This window comes from Sulfurimonas marina, assembly GCF_014905095.1.
Lineage (GTDB): Bacteria > Campylobacterota > Campylobacteria > Campylobacterales > Sulfurimonadaceae > Sulfurimonas > Sulfurimonas marina.
The window spans coordinates 832362-847471 of sequence record NZ_CP041165.1; the positions used below are offsets into that span (position 1 = coordinate 832362).

The 15110-nt window shown below is 35.7% G+C and carries 14 protein-coding genes and 6 tRNA genes; 9 read left to right on the plus strand and 11 right to left on the minus strand.

Annotated features, from left to right (window positions below):
- The 9 genes from FJR03_RS04390 to ileS all read right to left on the minus strand — a co-directional run bounded on the left by FJR03_RS04390 (position 1) and on the right by ileS (position 6576).
- Positions 1 to 801 (minus strand): DODA-type extradiol aromatic ring-opening family dioxygenase, encoded by an 801-nt coding sequence (locus FJR03_RS04390; protein WP_193114440.1) that lies wholly within the window; start codon positions 799 to 801, stop codon positions 1 to 3.
- Positions 802 to 864: 63 nt separating this feature from the next.
- On the minus strand, positions 865 to 1353 hold the full coding sequence (locus FJR03_RS04395; RefSeq protein WP_193114441.1) for a J domain-containing protein: 489 nt from the start codon (positions 1351 to 1353) through the stop codon (positions 865 to 867).
- Between the two features lie 11 nt (positions 1354 to 1364).
- Positions 1365 to 1958 (minus strand): hypothetical protein, encoded by a 594-nt coding sequence (locus FJR03_RS04400; protein ID WP_193114442.1) that lies wholly within the window; start codon positions 1956 to 1958, stop codon positions 1365 to 1367.
- A gap of 236 nt (positions 1959 to 2194) precedes the next feature.
- A complete protein-coding gene (locus FJR03_RS04405; RefSeq protein ID WP_193114443.1) occupies positions 2195 to 2464 on the minus strand; it encodes a Txe/YoeB family addiction module toxin in 270 nt (89 codons plus the stop codon).
- A complete protein-coding gene (locus FJR03_RS04410) occupies positions 2458 to 2631 on the minus strand; it encodes a hypothetical protein (protein WP_193114444.1) in 174 nt (57 codons plus the stop codon). Before FJR03_RS04410 ends, FJR03_RS04405 begins: the two co-directional genes overlap by 7 nt.
- Before the next feature lie 68 nt (positions 2632 to 2699).
- Positions 2700 to 3203: a GNAT family N-acetyltransferase gene (locus tag FJR03_RS04415; RefSeq protein WP_226962180.1), complete on the minus strand. Its 504-nt coding sequence runs from the start codon at positions 3201 to 3203 to the stop codon at positions 2700 to 2702.
- Positions 3200 to 3568, minus strand: coding sequence for a rhodanese-like domain-containing protein (locus tag FJR03_RS04420; protein WP_193114445.1), 369 nt, complete (start codon positions 3566 to 3568; stop codon positions 3200 to 3202). The genes FJR03_RS04415 and FJR03_RS04420 overlap by 4 nt, the downstream gene beginning before the upstream one ends.
- Before the next feature lie 126 nt (positions 3569 to 3694).
- Positions 3695 to 3817, minus strand: a complete 123-nt coding sequence (locus FJR03_RS11725; RefSeq protein ID WP_255524256.1) for a hypothetical protein — start codon at positions 3815 to 3817, stop codon at positions 3695 to 3697.
- The gene (gene ileS / locus FJR03_RS04425; protein ID WP_193114446.1) at positions 3817 to 6576 is read right to left on the minus strand and encodes an isoleucine--tRNA ligase; all 2760 of its coding nucleotides are present in this window, start codon (positions 6574 to 6576) and stop codon (positions 3817 to 3819) included. The genes FJR03_RS11725 and ileS overlap by 1 nt, the downstream gene beginning before the upstream one ends.
- 126 nt (positions 6577 to 6702) lie before the next feature.
- Here ileS and FJR03_RS04430 point away from each other — a divergent pair, with 126 nt between their 5' ends.
- The 9 genes from FJR03_RS04430 (at position 6703) to FJR03_RS04470 (ending at position 13053) form a co-directional block, all read left to right on the plus strand.
- Positions 6703 to 7791 (plus strand): CinA family protein, encoded by a 1089-nt coding sequence (locus tag FJR03_RS04430; RefSeq protein WP_193114447.1) that lies wholly within the window; start codon positions 6703 to 6705, stop codon positions 7789 to 7791.
- A 97-nt stretch (positions 7792 to 7888) separates the two neighbouring features.
- Positions 7889 to 7964: transfer RNA gene (locus FJR03_RS04435), tRNA-Lys, on the plus strand.
- Positions 7965 to 7978: 14 nt separating this feature from the next.
- Positions 7979 to 8055, plus strand: a tRNA-Asp gene (locus tag FJR03_RS04440).
- Positions 8056 to 8068: 13 nt separating this feature from the next.
- A tRNA-Val gene (locus FJR03_RS04445) sits at positions 8069 to 8144 on the plus strand.
- A 28-nt stretch (positions 8145 to 8172) separates the two neighbouring features.
- Positions 8173 to 8248 (plus strand) — tRNA-Glu (locus FJR03_RS04450).
- A gap of 29 nt (positions 8249 to 8277) precedes the next feature.
- Positions 8278 to 8353 (plus strand) — tRNA-Val (locus tag FJR03_RS04455).
- A 15-nt stretch (positions 8354 to 8368) separates the two neighbouring features.
- A tRNA-Asp gene (locus FJR03_RS04460) sits at positions 8369 to 8445 on the plus strand.
- 88 nt (positions 8446 to 8533) lie between these two features.
- Positions 8534 to 10402, plus strand: coding sequence for a methyl-accepting chemotaxis protein (locus FJR03_RS04465; protein WP_193114448.1), 1869 nt, complete (start codon positions 8534 to 8536; stop codon positions 10400 to 10402).
- Positions 10403 to 10506: 104 nt separating this feature from the next.
- Entirely contained in the window at positions 10507 to 13053 is a 2547-nt protein-coding gene (locus FJR03_RS04470) for a putative bifunctional diguanylate cyclase/phosphodiesterase (RefSeq protein ID WP_193114449.1), read from the plus strand.
- Here the strand turns inward: FJR03_RS04470 and FJR03_RS04475 are convergent.
- Together FJR03_RS04475 and FJR03_RS04480 are read right to left on the minus strand one after the other, a co-directional pair.
- Positions 13046 to 13948 (minus strand): CorA family divalent cation transporter, encoded by a 903-nt coding sequence (locus FJR03_RS04475; protein ID WP_193114450.1) that lies wholly within the window; start codon positions 13946 to 13948, stop codon positions 13046 to 13048. The two genes, FJR03_RS04470 and FJR03_RS04475, sit on opposite strands and share 8 nt — an antisense overlap.
- Before the next feature lie 14 nt (positions 13949 to 13962).
- A complete protein-coding gene (locus FJR03_RS04480) occupies positions 13963 to 15075 on the minus strand; it encodes an FtsW/RodA/SpoVE family cell cycle protein (RefSeq protein WP_193114451.1) in 1113 nt (370 codons plus the stop codon).
- Positions 15076 to 15110: the final 35 nt, after the last annotated feature.

Genomic DNA, 15110 nt, shown 5'->3' on the forward strand with positions numbered 1-15110 from the left:
TTACCAAAGGTAAAAACTAGACTTCTTATTCATAATCTGTAACTCAATATACTCATCACAAGCAGATTGCTTCACCCCATAACAGACGTGTAAGGGGAGCAGATGCTCCTCTCTCGGATGGCAATAACGTGCATAAGGTGCTTGTTCCCATTTTACTAATCTATTTGTTCTTGCAGATTCACTAAGTTCTTTATTTGAACATGTATCTACCAACCATTGCTCAAACTGCTCACTCATTGATGTAGTTTCTGTAGTATCTTTTGCAAAAAATGCTTTTAGATTATGAAAAGAAAAACCTGAACCAATAATGAGTAAATTTTCGTACTCAATATCCGCTAGGGCTGTACCAATTTTTATATGCTCTAGAGGATCTAGAGTGTTGAGTAAAGAGATCTGCACACATGGGATATCTGCTTTGGGATACATTATTTTTAGAGGGACAAAAACTCCGTGATCAAATCCCCGCTCTTCATTAAGCTCTGTTTCTATTCCAGCTTTTTGCAGTACCTTTTCAACTTCTTTAGCTAAAGATGGCTCACCCAAGCAGGGGTATTTAATATCGTAAGATTCTTGCGGAAAGCCGTAATAATCATAAATAAGTGAAGGATATTTAGATGAGGTGATGCTAACGAGTTCATCTTCCCAATGGGCACTAATGAGTAAAATAGCAGAGGGTTTTTGGATTTTTTCAGCTATGCTTGTTAACTCTTTAACCATCTCTAAATGTCCTGTATCCCCAAGTAGGGGAAGGGGGCCTCCACCGTGGGAAATAAAGAGTACACGTTTTTTGTCAGTATTCATAATGTTGTCCACTCCATTGAAGCTATCTAAAACATTATAAGGAAATTAACCTGAAACTATAAACTATTTTTTTAGTAAGGCATCACGCGCTGCAGTAATTTCAATAAATTTTTCATGACTTCCACCGACGTCGGGGTGTTCTGTTTTAATAAGCCTTCGGTAAGCCGCTTTAATTTCAACTGCCTCAAGAACTCCTTCTAGCGGCAAACACAAAACTTCTCGATGTTTTTTTTCATCATTTAAATATTGCTTTTTTCTATTGTATCGACGGATATCTTCATAGTGTTCTTGTTGCGCTTTTTGTTGTCTTTTTAAAGCCTCTTTTTGTAAAAATATACGCTCTTTTTTCCATTTTTGTTGAGACATTACAACACAGGCAGCAAAATTGAACTCTTCACCTGTTCTAAGTTTATTTAGATCAAATGGACCAACCATCTCATAAGGCTCTTCCAGCCAGGCAATAGTTTTCTCATTTTCAACTTTCATCTCACCGATTGTTACAAAATCATGAACACCTAAGCTACCGTTGAAAATAATAAATCTCTCTTCCATAATCTAGAACTTTACATTATTTTAAAACCGAAAAGTTGGAGGGTGTTTTTACTTGCTTCAAGCATAATACTTTGTTCTGAACGAAACATAGAGTTTGAGATCTTTTCAACAGTTGTAAATAGATCATCAAAGTCATGGGCCGGATAGTTGCTTTGCAGAACAAGCTTTTTCATTGAGAGTTTATTTAGTACATCATTGTCAAATTGATCTACACTGCTGGGACTGATGCTTACAAAAAAGTTTTTTAAATGATCATAGCTTTTCGTAGCATTGAGTATGATCCCTTTATGCTTATAGAGTGCTTTGTAGAGTGTTTCATCCAAGTTGTCCTCCTCTATCATAACTACATCTTTTTTTACACTTTCAAGCTCTTGTATCGTAGATATATAGACAGCAACACATTTCTTATCAGTATTATCTGCAAGTTCGACAGGTACGGTATAAAAAATATTATGATGTTCATCCGTTAACTCTTGAACCTCTTTAAGTGCATCTGCATCTTTGGGATGCAGAACAAACATCTGAACATTTGTTTCTTCCATAATCTCTTCGATGTTGTCAATAAAGTTATCATCATAATTCTTTAGATGTACATCTATAATCATTTTACCTCCTTAGCTTTTGTTGATCGTTTTAGCTGACCCAGATCTTTGAAAAAACAACCTCCTAGATAACCTTTGTGATCAAATTTATTTTTGTACTGTTGCATCAATTTCAGATCTTCTTGACGAACATTATAGGTTTGATTACAACGATGGCAATATAGTGGTTGTGTACTCATAAGATTTTTATATGCAAGTTTTGTTCGTTATGAATATATATTTAAAAAAAAGAGGGGAGGTTAATCTCCGTAGTGTGTCCACATTCGTAAAACTCTGACAACTTTTTCCTGCTCTTTTACTTCATAAATAATTCTATGGTGGTGGTTGATACGGCGTGCAAAAGTGTTGTGCAGATTGCCGATCAGTTTTTCAAAAGAGGGGTGTTGTTGAAATGGATCTGTTTTTAAGATCTCAATGAGTTTTTTTGTTTTCTCGGCAAGGTTGGAACCTGTCAGTTTTTTAGCATCTTTGAGTGCATGGTGTGAAAAAAGAACTTTATAGTTTACCATTCTATCTCCTCACTAAAATCACTGTCGTCTAATTCCATCACTTCATGGATCGAAGCTACAAGGTCGGGGATGGAGTTGAGATAATCTACCTCTTTTAAAGCATTAGTGTGTTCGCTCAGGTTTTCATTTTCCATATCTAATACTGAATGTAGATCATGGTTAGCCATTGGTTTCCTTTGCTCTTAGAATATACCTTTTATTAAGGAGCATTATATATCGATTGTCTTGATTTTAGCTAAATGAGATTTAGTTCCATTTTATAATCATCCATCACAAAACCATTTCCTATATCAGCACACAATTCAGCTGTTATTTTAAAGCTCATCTTTTGATAGGCCGTAATTGTGTCTTCATTTTTTTTATTTACAGTGAGAGTGATTTTAGTCAAGTCAAAAGATCGAGCCAAATGTTTTAAAAAATCGATACTTACTCTGCCAAAACCTTTTTTCCTGTATGGTAATAAAATATAGAATTTACTTAAGAAAAGGGTTTTGTCTTCTATATTGACCCCAATATAGCCTATAGGTGTAGTGTCTTTGATGATTAAGAAGTACTCATACCCTTTATTCTTGATCTCACTGGAGATGGAATCTGCGCAGTGAAAAGTTTCCAGCATATAGTCAACCTGCTCTTGACCGATAATAGGAGTGTAGTGCTCTGGCCATATTGTATTTGCCAATTGGGTTAGAGTATCAATTTGTTCGGTTGTAGTTACTTGTACAAAATTTATTTTTATCATGATTTTATCGTTTCCAAACCCTTATCAATCCAACCCCAGTTGATCCCGCCGTCTAGTTCATAGACATTAGTATATCCAAGTTTTAGACCCATTATTTCACAGACTATTTTTGTTCTGGTGGCATGGGCACATACTAAAATAAAAGGCTGTTCTTTATCTGCAACTACCTTTGTGAACTGCTCTAGGAACTGCTCAATATCAAACTTTCCCGATTCATCATAAAATGTGATCTTATGGCTCCCCTCAATAACACCAAAATCTTCCCATTCATCAGCTCTTCTTATATCGATGACGGCAAAACCTTCTTCTCTTTTTTGTTGAAACTCTTTCGTCGAAAGAGACTTAAACGGTCCAAAATTTAACATCTACTTCCTTTTTACAGACTGTTTAAGAGTGTATATGCATAAAGTGTACTTTATAGTTGTATTTTAGTATTAATAAGGTTTAAAATAAATAGTTGAAGAGTAAGGGAAAATGAGGGTTGAAAAAGTCTAAGAGTTTCTAGACTTTTTTCCAAGTTTTACAAGTGCGATCCCTACTGCGATCACAGCAAAGATAACACCGATTGTAGAAAGGATGAATCCCATCTCTACAGGTTGCGTCATGTCAGGCATTAGGCTACAACCTCGCCACATCTAGCACAAGTACAGTCCTCTTTTTCAGCCTGGAATTTCCAACATCTTGGACATTTGTGTGCAGTTGCTTTTGCTACTGTGAAAGTATCGTCACCAACTTTAAATGAACCAAGCTCATCCTCTTCAGGTTTGTCTTCAAAGATGCCGCTTACTACGAACCAGTCTTCAGCATCAACTTCGTTCATATCTAAAACAGTTTTAGACTCAGTGTAGATGATAAGCTCTAGAGTAGCTTTAATAACTTTCTCTTTTTTCAGTGCATCTACAACCGCTCCGAAACCTTCACGTGCTTTTTCCATATAAGCAGCATCAAATGGAGATGCAACCTCAGGTAAAGGCTCGTATGTAAAGTCGAAGATATCTTCTGCATCACCTTTGATGATAGCTGGTGCATTTTCTATAATCTCGTCAGCTGTATATGTTAGAATCGGCGCTACTAGAAGCAGCATCGCTTTTGTAATCATAGCCATAGCACTTTGGCTTGCACGACGGCGAGTAGAGTTTTTATCGTTACAGTAAAGGTTGTCTTTAGTCATATCGATATACATACCGCTTAACTCGTTAACGATAAAGTTATTGAGTGTATTCATACCATTTACGAAGTTATACTCGCTGAAAAGTTTATGTACCTCGTCAAATGTTTCTTTAGCAGCTGAAAGAACCCATTTGTCTAAATCACCCATTTGCTCTACAGGAACTAGTGTTTCAAGGTCATTAATGTTAGCAAGCATAATTCTAAACGTATTTCTTAGTTTACGGTAGTTTTCTGCTGTTTGTTTTAAGATCCCTTGAGAGATTTTAAGATCCCCTTGGTAGTCAGATGATGCTACCCATAGACGAAGGATCTCAGACCCAAACTCTTTGAGAACTTTCTCAGGTGCGATAACATTCCCTTTAGACTTAGACATCTTCTCACCTTTTTCATCAACCGTGAAACCGTGAGTAAGTACACCTTTATAAGGAGCCGTGTGTTGTACGGCAGTTGATAAAAAAAGTGAAGACTGGAACCAACCGCGGTGTTGGTCACTTCCCTCTACGTAAAGATCAGCAGGATACATTCCCGCATCGTAGTTACGAGATTTTAGTACTGAGTACCAAGTTGAACCAGAGTCAAACCATACATCTAAAATGTCGTTTACTTTTTCTAACTCTTCAGCTTTATAACCGCTTCCTGGGTAAAGAAGTTGCTCGATCGGCATTGAGTACCAAGCATCAGACCCTTGCATCTCAAAAATCATCGCTACAAAGTTTAGAACTTTTTCATCTAGAAGTACTTCACCAGTTGCTTTTACTCTAAAAAATGCAATCGGCACACCCCAGTCACGTTGACGAGAGATACACCAGTCTGGACGGTTCTCAACCATAGAGTTAAGACGTTTTCTACCAGTTTCAGGAATGAATTTAGTTTTCTCAACTTCGCTAAGTGCGATATCTCTTAGAGTTCTCTCTTCACCTTCAGGCGTTCCATCAACTGAGATAAACCACTGTTTTGTAGCACGGAATATAAGTGGAGTATGACTTCTCCAACAGTGTGGGTATGAGTGAGTAAACTTCGTTACTTTAAGAACTGCATCACCCATAAGCTCGATGATGTCATCGTTTGCTTTAAAGATGTGACGCCCTAAGAAATCTTCAGCATTAGGAATTAGCTTTTCACGTACGATAGTCTGATCGTAACAACCAGTTTCATCAACAGGCATAACTACGTCAAGGTTGTAAACAAGTCCAACACGGTAGTCGTCTTCACCATGTCCAGGAGCCGTGTGTACACAACCCGTACCGTTGTCAACTAAAACGTGCTCGCCAAGAACGATACGAGAATCTCTGCCATTTAACGGGTTGATAGCTACTAGATTTTCAAATTGCGTAGCATCGAACTCTTGTGCAATTTCTCCGCTAATTACTCCGTTTTCAATATTTGCATTGTAAAGCTCTTTAGCAACGATGTGACCGTCAGTTGTAAGTACATACTTCTCATTTGGGTTAAAAGAGATACCTGTATTTGCAGGGATCGTCCAAGGAGTTGTCGTCCAGATAACAGGAGCAGCTTTTCCTGTGATTCCAAGTTTTGCTTTAGCATCGTCGTTAAGCTCGAATGCGATAAAGATAGAGTGAGACTCTTTGTCTTCATACTCAACTTCCGCTTCAGCAAGTGCAGTTCTCTCAGCCCAAGACCAGTAAACCGGTTTACTACGCTCGATTAAAAGACCTTTATTAGCTACTTCACAAAGTGTTCTATAGATGTTTGCTTCAAATTTGTAATCCATAGTTACATAAGGATTGTCCCAATCAGCTAGTATACCAAGTTGTTTAAATTCACTACGTTGTACATCTACGAATTTTGCAGCGTGCTCACGGCAAAGTTTACGGATTTCGGCAGTTTCTAACTGTTCTTTTTTCGCTTTACCGCCAAGTTTTTTCTCAACTTGTTGCTCGATCGGTAGACCATGACAGTCCCAGCCCGGAGTGAAACGAACAGACTTCCCGTTGAAGTAGTTGTGTTTGATGATGATATCTTTTAAAACTTTATTGAGTGCATGACCGATATGAATATTTCCATTTGCATACGGTGGTCCATCGTGTAATGTAAAGCTCTCTGCGTCTTTACGATTGATTTTCATTTTGTTGTAAACTTTTTTATCTTCCCAAGCTTTATATCTTAGGGGTTCATTGTTGATTAAGTTACCACGCATTGCAAACGACGTTGTCGGTAAAAGTAATGTATCTTTATAATCCATATTTGCCTCAAGTATTTAGATGTTTTTATCTGTATAATTGGGGGGATTATATCTTTTTTGCGTTTAAAAGTGTATAAAATGCTATAATAAGCCGATTTTTAGTTCATAGTAAAAGGTAAGAGATCGATGAAATTGCACGTGATGTTTATAGGAAGTAAGTTTATTTATAATGAACCGTTAAAAGAGTATGTTGTTAGACATATTAAAAAAACATGTGATGAGATTGAACTTATTAGTTACTATAAAGATGGAGAAAATACTCTATTTTTGGAGATAGAAAAAGAGCTCAATAGTAACAATAGAACTATTATAGTAACAACAAAACAAAATTTTTCAACGATCGGAAAACTTATCTCTACCGCTACGACAGATATACAAGTTTTAAAAGATGGATTTTTAATGCCGCAAAAAGCTTTAGTATATGAAGAGGGGAGTTATCTTATAGAACACGATAAAACTCTTGTAAATGTACTTCAAGTAGATGAGTCGACAAATATCCCTTCTATACTTATGAAAAGTGAAACAACAAATGCAACTATTCATGTATTTGATGAAGAGAAAGATACTTTAATTAATATACTTACTCCAATCGCACAAACATATGAAGTGACGTTTGAAGTTACAACACTTATAGACGGATGGCAAAGGATAGATATCTGTTCAAAAAGATACGGAGATATCTCTAACTTTATAAGTGCATCGAAAAAACTGCTTTCTAACAATTTAATACCTGCTAGTAACGTACTTGAATACATTATAGAAAGACTCTCTTCCCTTGGCAAAAAAATCACTTTTGCTGAGAGTTGTACAGGGGGACTGCTTAGCTACTATCTTACAAAAAATAACGGGGCTTCAAAAATATTAGAAGGGGCATTAATAACATACTCCAATGATCTCAAAGATAACTGGTTAGCTGTTAGTGAAAAAACGCTAGAGGAGTTTGGAGCTGTCAGTTCTGAAGTTGTACGTGAGATGAGCGAAGGGGCTTTAGCGGTTAGTCATGCAGATTATGCGATCGCAGTCAGCGGTATAGCAGGGGACACTGGTGGAACAGATGAAAAACCGGTCGGAACTGTATATATAGGCGTAAGAAGTAAAACTGATCATAATGAAAAGCATTTATACTTTAACGGGGATAGAAATTTTGTCCAAAATCAAAGTGCACTATATGCTATAAAAATGCTCTTACTTTTAGATAAAAAAACTTTTTTTTAAAAAATTTCAATTTTTTTCAAAAAACCCTTGACATTGGATTTTAATTTGTCTATAATTCCAGCCTCTTAAACGAAAGAGTAACAAAAAACAAGAAAATGTCTCGTTAGCTCAGCTGGTAGAGCACGTCACTTTTAATGATGTGGCCGATGGTTCGAATCCATCACGGGACACCATTTTTAAACTAAATGCGGTGGTAGTTCAGTTGGTTAGAATACCTGCCTGTCACGCAGGGGGTCGCGAGTTCGAGTCTCGTCCACCGCGCCATTTAGTATAAAATGGGCGCTTAGCTCAGTTGGTAGAGCGCTACCCTTACAAGGTAGATGTCACTGGTTCGAGTCCAGTAGTGCCCACCATTAACAATAACCCTTTGTTGACATAAGTGACCCTTTCGTCTAGTGGCCAAGGACACTATCACTTCATGGTAGTAACAGAGGTTCAAATCCTTTAGGGGTCGCCAATTTTGGTGTTTTCATTTTCCCATTCTATGGGCGCTTAGCTCAGTTGGTAGAGCGCTACCCTTACAAGGTAGATGTCACTGGTTCGAGTCCAGTAGTGCCCACCATTTCTTTTTACATGCGCGGTGGTAGTTCAGTTGGTTAGAATACCTGCCTGTCACGCAGGGGGTCGCGAGTTCGAGTCTCGTCCACCGCGCCATCCTTATTTTTAATAATCTTTTAAATAACATTGCTTTATAATAACAACCTTTCTACTCACATTAACTAACATATTAAGGAAAAATCTGATGTTATTTTTCAATACTTTCAAGTCCAGACTTATTTTAATGGCTGGAATTTCAATAGTCTCTTTTCTCATATTAGGCTTGTTTTTTTCTTACTCATCATCACAAGCACAAGAGTTGGCTGAGCTTAAATATGAAGTAACAAACATTGACAATTCTATATTACAATTACGTCGTAACGAAAAAGACTTTTTAAGTCGTATTGACTTGAAGTATCAGGAAAAATATCAAAACAACTATAAAAAGCTAGAAACACAACTTGATAGAGTTACTACAAAACTAGAAGATTTCGGAATCGATCTGACAAAAGTGCAAAATCTGCGCACTATACTTGAAAAATATTCAAAAGATTTTAATACTATCGTGGAGATACAGAAAAACATAGGTTTAAACCCAAAAGATGGACTCTACGGTTCACTTAGAGACAGTGTCCACAATCTAGAAGCTTTACTTAAAAAAGATAACAACTATAAACTAAGTACAGATATGTTGATGCTTCGCCGCGGGGAAAAAGATTTTATGTTACGTAAAGATCTAAAGTATGTTGGAAAATTTGATGCTTCGCTAAAAACTATTGTTACACATCTTCAAGATGAAAAGCTTTCAGACAAAGCACTTGCAAAGAAATTCCTGGAAAATTACAAAAAAGATTTTTATAACCTTGTCGAAGGTTACAAGATGATAGGACTTTCTTCTAAAGAGGGCGCTTTAGGAGAGATGAGAGATACAATTCATAAAACAGATCAATCTTTAAAAGAGGTGTTAGAGAGTGTAGATAGTGTAATCTTGAAAAAAGAATCACAAGTGAGATTTTTATATATAACTATATTTGTTGTGCTCTTATCGATCGTAAGTGTGCTTACATATGTCGTTACAACTACGATCAATAGAAAAATAACAAACATATCTCACTCAATTCACGATATTACAAACAGAAAAGATCTCTCTAAACATCTTGCAATTGAAGGTAAAGATGAATTGTCACAACTTGCAAAAGATTTGAACTATATGTTTCATGAGTTACAAACAGTGATCAATGATGCTAAATCAAACTCTTTAGAAAACTCATCTATCTCTCATGAACTCTCAACTACATCCCTACAGGTAGGAAAAAATGTTGAAGAGTCTGTTACAATTATTGATAGTGCTACACAACAAACATCTGAGATTATTAATACAATTATGGTTGCAATTGATGATGCAAAAAAATCGAAAGAGGAGATTCAAGAGGCTAACGGCATGCTTGATGAAGCTCAAAGTGAAATTGTGAACCTGACAAATAGTGTTCATAGCAGTGCAGAACTTGAAACGGAACTTGCTCAAACTATAGAGACACTTTCAACAGATATGGACCAAGTGAAAAACGTTTTAGAGGTTATTTCAGATATTGCTGATCAGACAAACTTATTGGCACTTAATGCTGCTATCGAAGCTGCACGTGCAGGTGAACATGGACGCGGATTTGCGGTAGTTGCCGATGAGGTAAGAAAACTGGCAGAACGTACGCAAAAGACTCTAATGGAGATCGATAGTACAATCAATATGATTGTTCAAGCTACAGGTTCAGCAAGTGAACAGATGAACAACAATTCAGAGCACATAAAAGAGCTTGCAGAGATCTCTACAAATGTTAAAAATAAAATAGAATTGACAAACGGTATTGTTTCGCAAGCGGCGAATGTTAGTGATAAAACAGTTACAGAATTTGAAAGTACCGGTAAAAATATTGATAAAATTGCTACTATTATTTCTCAGATAAACAGTATCTCAACACAAAATGCACGAAGTGTAGAAGAGATTGCAAGTGCATCGGAACATCTCAATCATATGACGAGTTCACTTACAACTAAACTTGAGCAATTTAAAACGTAAAAATGTACACTGTTTTTATATAATATAAAATAACAGCCACTTTATCAAAAATTAATTCTATTAAGTGTATTATTAATTAAAATTATATTGTAGGTAGTAAACATATGAAAATCACAACACTTAAAAATGCTTTCAGAGTCTCTATTTTTACAATTACAGTCAGTTTATTTATACTGTTTTATTTCTTCTCCTCTTACATATATAAAAATATTACGATTACAGAGATTCAAAAAGTCTCTGAGTCGTTATCAAAACAGGTTTTCAACTCTATGTACCAAGTTATGAGAAAAGGGTGGAGTAGAGAAGACCTTCAGGTATTTCTAACAGAAACACAAAACTCTTTTGAAAACAGTAACTATTCTGTAGAGATCTACAGAGGTGAAAAAGTTGAAGCACTTTTTGGAAGAATTGAACAAGGAGAGATGAACAGTAATGTTCAAAAAGTCTTTCATACAAAAGAGAAAATCCTGACCACAGAAAATGACGCAACGAAGATCGTTACACCTATTATTGCAAAGCAGGAGTGTATGCAGTGTCATATCAATACCCAAGAGGGAGATGTGCTCGGTGTAGTTTCCGTTGAGTATGATTTTTCTGAAATTATTGAAAACAGTAAAAACGAACATCTTTTATTTTTCATTTTTATTCTGCCTTTGATGTTTATAGTTGTATATATTTTCTCAAAACTGTTTTTAAACAAGATAAATCTCTCGTTAGATGCATTTCAAAAAAAGATACACAATATTAACAGTGTTAAAGACTTCAAAAATCTAAGCATTGTAAAAGATAAAAACACTTACAAAGAGTTTGACCAGATACTAGAGGGGTTAAATACGCTAAGTAAAAAACTCAAAGATATCGCAGTCGATAAAGATATACTTGAGTTTGAGGTAAAACTGCTGGATAAGATGGTAATTACTTCGGATGTTATTAAAGACTGGAAAGAGTATATAAAAGACCTGTTACACGAGATAAATATAGTCCTTCCTGTTTATTGTCTAGTCACAATATTTAAAACAGAAGAGGAACAGTATGAGGTAGAAGTTTTCTGGTACGGTAAGCCGGATAAAAAGCTTATGGAACATCTCAATCATATTGCAAAAGAGATGATTACGGAACATCACCATTTAGATCATAACGGTTCGAAGATCAATCATAATTTTAGTGAAGAGAATCTTTGTCTGACGGAACTTGCAATTGAGGATATTGAACATGAAGCAAAATCGTTACTGTTAGAGACTCCAAAAATTGGCGGGATTGTAGGACTTGGTATACAAGCAAGATTGGAAAAAGATTCTATCCATTCGATCGTAATTGATTCTATACTTACGACATTATTGAACTTAGTGGGCTCAATTAAAGCTATCAATAAATATACGGAACATTTAGAGTTCTATGCGACAAGGGATCCTTTAACGGGACTTTTTAGCCAAAGGGTATTTAGAGACCTTTTAGAGTATGAGGTTAAACGTGCAGCTAGACATAAATATGAGTTTGGTGTACTTGTAATTGACTGTGATAACTTTAAACCAATCAACGATACATACGGACATAGTTTCGGTGATGAGTTTTTAAAAGCGTTTGCTGAGCTTCTTGAAGAATCAAAAAGAGATGAAGATATCTTATCTCGATACGGAGGAGATGAGTTTACTCTAATTTTACCTGAATCGGGAGCTCAAGAGACTTTTACGGTAGCCAATAGAATTTTGGAGAATGTTAATAAGTTTGAGCTTATTGCACCGGATGGAACACCGACAAGTATGACAGTTTCAATCGGAATCGCTATTTTCCCAGAACACGGAAAACAGCCTAAAGAGCTTTTTGATGTTGCAGATTCTATGATGTACAAGGCAAAATATGAAGGGAAAAACCTTGTTAAATATCCTACTGAAATAGATATAGAAGAGATAGCTCAAAAAGCCCAGGACCAGTCGATAGTCGTTTTAGATGCGATAAAGCAGAAGAAAATTATTCCACATTTTCAACCTATAATGGATGTAAAAACAAGTAAGGTTGCGATCAATGAACTCTTAATGAGAATAGAGGTTGAAGATGAAGTGATCTCGGCTGGTCGTTTTATAGAGACTGCGGAAGCTTTAGGTGTAGTGCATCAAATGGATTATATGGTGATAGAAGCTGCTTTTGAGAAGATTAAGAAGCTGAACTATCAAGGGCTTTTGTTTATAAATCTGTCTCCAAAAGCATTGATGATTGGGGAGTTTATAAACAAGATTGTGCTGTTAAGTTCGAAATATGAGATAAAAAGAGAGAACATCGTATTTGAGATTACAGAGAGAGAAACTGTAAAAAGCTTCTCACTACTTGAAAAATTTGTTCAAAATTTAAAACTGGAAGGGTTTAGTTTTGCAATCGATGATTTCGGTTCGGGCTTTTCATCGTTTCATTATATTAAAAGATTTCCGATTGATTATATAAAAATTGACGGTGATTTTATAATCAATATTCATCAAGATAAAAAAGATCTTGCATTTGTAAAGTCTATTATCTCACTTGCTAAAGAGCTGGGAGTAAAAACGGTCGCAGAATATGTTGAGAATGAAGAGATACTGAAGTTTTTACAAGAGATAGATGTTGATTACGGACAAGGATTTTACATAGGAAAGCCATCAGAAAAACTACTGACTACTTAGTAGTTTTCTCGTTTGTTGTAAGCTTTTTTATCTTGGAAACGATTTTGTTATAGATATGAAACTTACTTAGAACTTTTTGTAGTACGTATCTGTGTACTATACGTGTTATTGGGAAGATAATTAGTAATACTACAAACATAAGTCCTAAAATAAAAACTACATTATATGTACCGTCCGGGTCATTTGTAAAAAAGAGATTTTGCGTATTCATTCCGAAAAAACCTACAACAAGGTTCAGCGGTAAAAATATTCCAGATAAAATAGTGAGAGTATAGATGTTATTATTTATCTTGTCATTTTTCAAAGAGTTATAGTAGCTATATAAAGTATCAAGTTTTACAGTATGTAAACTAGCTAATCTTTGATAGCGTTGTATGTGTTCTAAAATGTCAGAGAGCGAATCATCGGGGAAAGACCCATTCTCCATATGCTCACTTTTATACTCTTTTAAAACGGTATCTATCCTCTCTAACATTCTGTCTATTCGTGTTAGGTCTTTTTTAAGATCAAACCATAGGTCTAAAAAGATAGCGGGAATTTTACGGGAATATAAAGCATCTTCAAGATTGTCGATCTCGTCTAAATATCTCTTTACAAGCCTTTCTGCTTTTCGTAAATGAATGCTGATAGAGTGGAGCATCTCTTCAATAGTATTGTATATGGTAAAACTGTTTGTTGTTCGATTGTATTTACATATCAATTCATCTTTTATAATATATGGGATAGAAACACCCTTAAGCTCATCATCTTCGATCTCAAAAAATCTTACTATTAGAAGTATGTAATTATCTGTTGGAAAGTAATAAGATGGATGTTCCGGATTTAGTATATCTTGAACATGTAAAGGATCAAGTTGTTCAGTAACTGTTGTAAAGTCGAGAGTATTTGTTTTCATAGACCAACCTTGTATTAGAGAAAACTTTTTGTTCCCCGTTTATCGTACATATCTTTATATCTAAAAGTGATAAGGTTCTGCATAATAGCAAATAGAACCATAAAGTTTAAGAAACTACTTCCTCCATAACTAAACATAGGTAAAGGCACCCCTACAACAGGTGCAAAACCTATTGTCATAGAGATGTTTACCCCCATATAGATAAAGATCATAAAAGAGATCGCGACGGTGACAACTTTTATGTAGTAGTCCTTATTAAAAACACCGAGACTCAGCAGGTGTAAAATAAGTACTACATAGATCAAAATAAGTAAAAGTGCCCCTAAAAAGCCTGTTCGCTCAACCACAAAAGCAAAAATAAAATCACTCGTTGCAATAGGGAGGAATTTCATTTGTGTCTGTGTAGCTTCCTCTTTGTTTTTTCCTGTCCAGCCACCTGAACCGATAGCAATTATTGACTGTTGTACATGGTATGAAGGTTTTTCACTTAAAAAGTCTTTGATACGTACTTTTTGGTAATCGTGCAGGCCGTATTTGTAAGCAAGCGGAGAGATTAAAAGGATTGTTGCGGCAATAGTTGCAATTATCTTCCAGTATATTCCTACGAAAAATAAAACACCGTAACCGATGAGTAAAAGTACCAATGCAGTTCCGAGATCGGGCTCTTTAACGATCAAAATAAACGGAATAAGGATATAAACGCTTAAACGTAAAAAATCTTTGAGTCTATAACCACCTACAGGGGGAGGAGTTTTATCGATCAGATATGCTAGCATTAAGATTAGTGCCGGTTTTACAAACTCCGAGGGTTGAATGGTAGCATTAACAAATGGGATATCAATCCAACGCTGAGCACCCAGACGCGAGTGTCCGAAAAACTCAACTGCAAGGAGTAAAAGGATGTTAAGCCAGTAGATAAAAGGGATCATCCAGCGCATCTTGCGAATAGGGAGTAAAAAGACACCCAAAGATACAATAAGTGCTACACCGACATAGGCAAGTTGTTTTTCAGCAAGTGCAGGGACTGCTTCCCCGATAAGCCAATTGGACATTACTACAAGAGGGATAATAAGTATTATAGAAAAAAAGTCAAATTGTGATAAAATACTCTTATCAAATCTCCACAAGTTTGTAACTCCAAATAAAATTATTGTGATTGTAA

Excerpts from the sequence above, each read along its gene's own strand:
- FJR03_RS04405 (WP_193114443.1), bottom strand. The coding sequence starts at position 2,464 with ATGGTAAACTATAAAGTTCTTTTTTCACACCATGCACTCAAAGATGCT.
- FJR03_RS04420 (WP_193114445.1), bottom strand. The coding sequence starts at position 3,568 with ATGTTAAATTTTGGACCGTTTAAGTCTCTTTCGACGAAAGAGTTTCAA.
- FJR03_RS04410 (WP_193114444.1), bottom strand. The coding sequence starts at position 2,631 with ATGGCTAACCATGATCTACATTCAGTATTAGATATGGAAAATGAAAAC.
- FJR03_RS11725 (WP_255524256.1), bottom strand. The coding sequence starts at position 3,817 with ATGCCTGACATGACGCAACCTGTAGAGATGGGATTCATCCTTTCTACA.
- FJR03_RS04415 (WP_226962180.1), bottom strand. The coding sequence starts at position 3,203 with ATGATAAAAATAAATTTTGTACAAGTAACTACAACCGAACAAATTGAT.
- FJR03_RS04395 (WP_193114441.1), bottom strand. The coding sequence starts at position 1,353 with ATGGAAGAGAGATTTATTATTTTCAACGGTAGCTTAGGTGTTCATGAT.
- FJR03_RS04475 (WP_193114450.1), bottom strand. The coding sequence starts at position 13,948 with ATGAAAACAAATACTCTCGACTTTACAACAGTTACTGAACAACTTGAT.
- FJR03_RS04465 (WP_193114448.1), top strand. The coding sequence starts at position 8,534 with ATGTTATTTTTCAATACTTTCAAGTCCAGACTTATTTTAATGGCTGGA.
- FJR03_RS04470 (WP_193114449.1), top strand. The coding sequence starts at position 10,507 with ATGAAAATCACAACACTTAAAAATGCTTTCAGAGTCTCTATTTTTACA.
- FJR03_RS04430 (WP_193114447.1), top strand. The coding sequence starts at position 6,703 with ATGAAATTGCACGTGATGTTTATAGGAAGTAAGTTTATTTATAATGAA.
- ileS (WP_193114446.1), bottom strand. The coding sequence starts at position 6,576 with ATGGATTATAAAGATACATTACTTTTACCGACAACGTCGTTTGCAATG.
- FJR03_RS04400 (WP_193114442.1), bottom strand. The coding sequence starts at position 1,958 with ATGATTATAGATGTACATCTAAAGAATTATGATGATAACTTTATTGAC.
- FJR03_RS04390 (WP_193114440.1), bottom strand. The coding sequence starts at position 801 with ATGAATACTGACAAAAAACGTGTACTCTTTATTTCCCACGGTGGAGGC.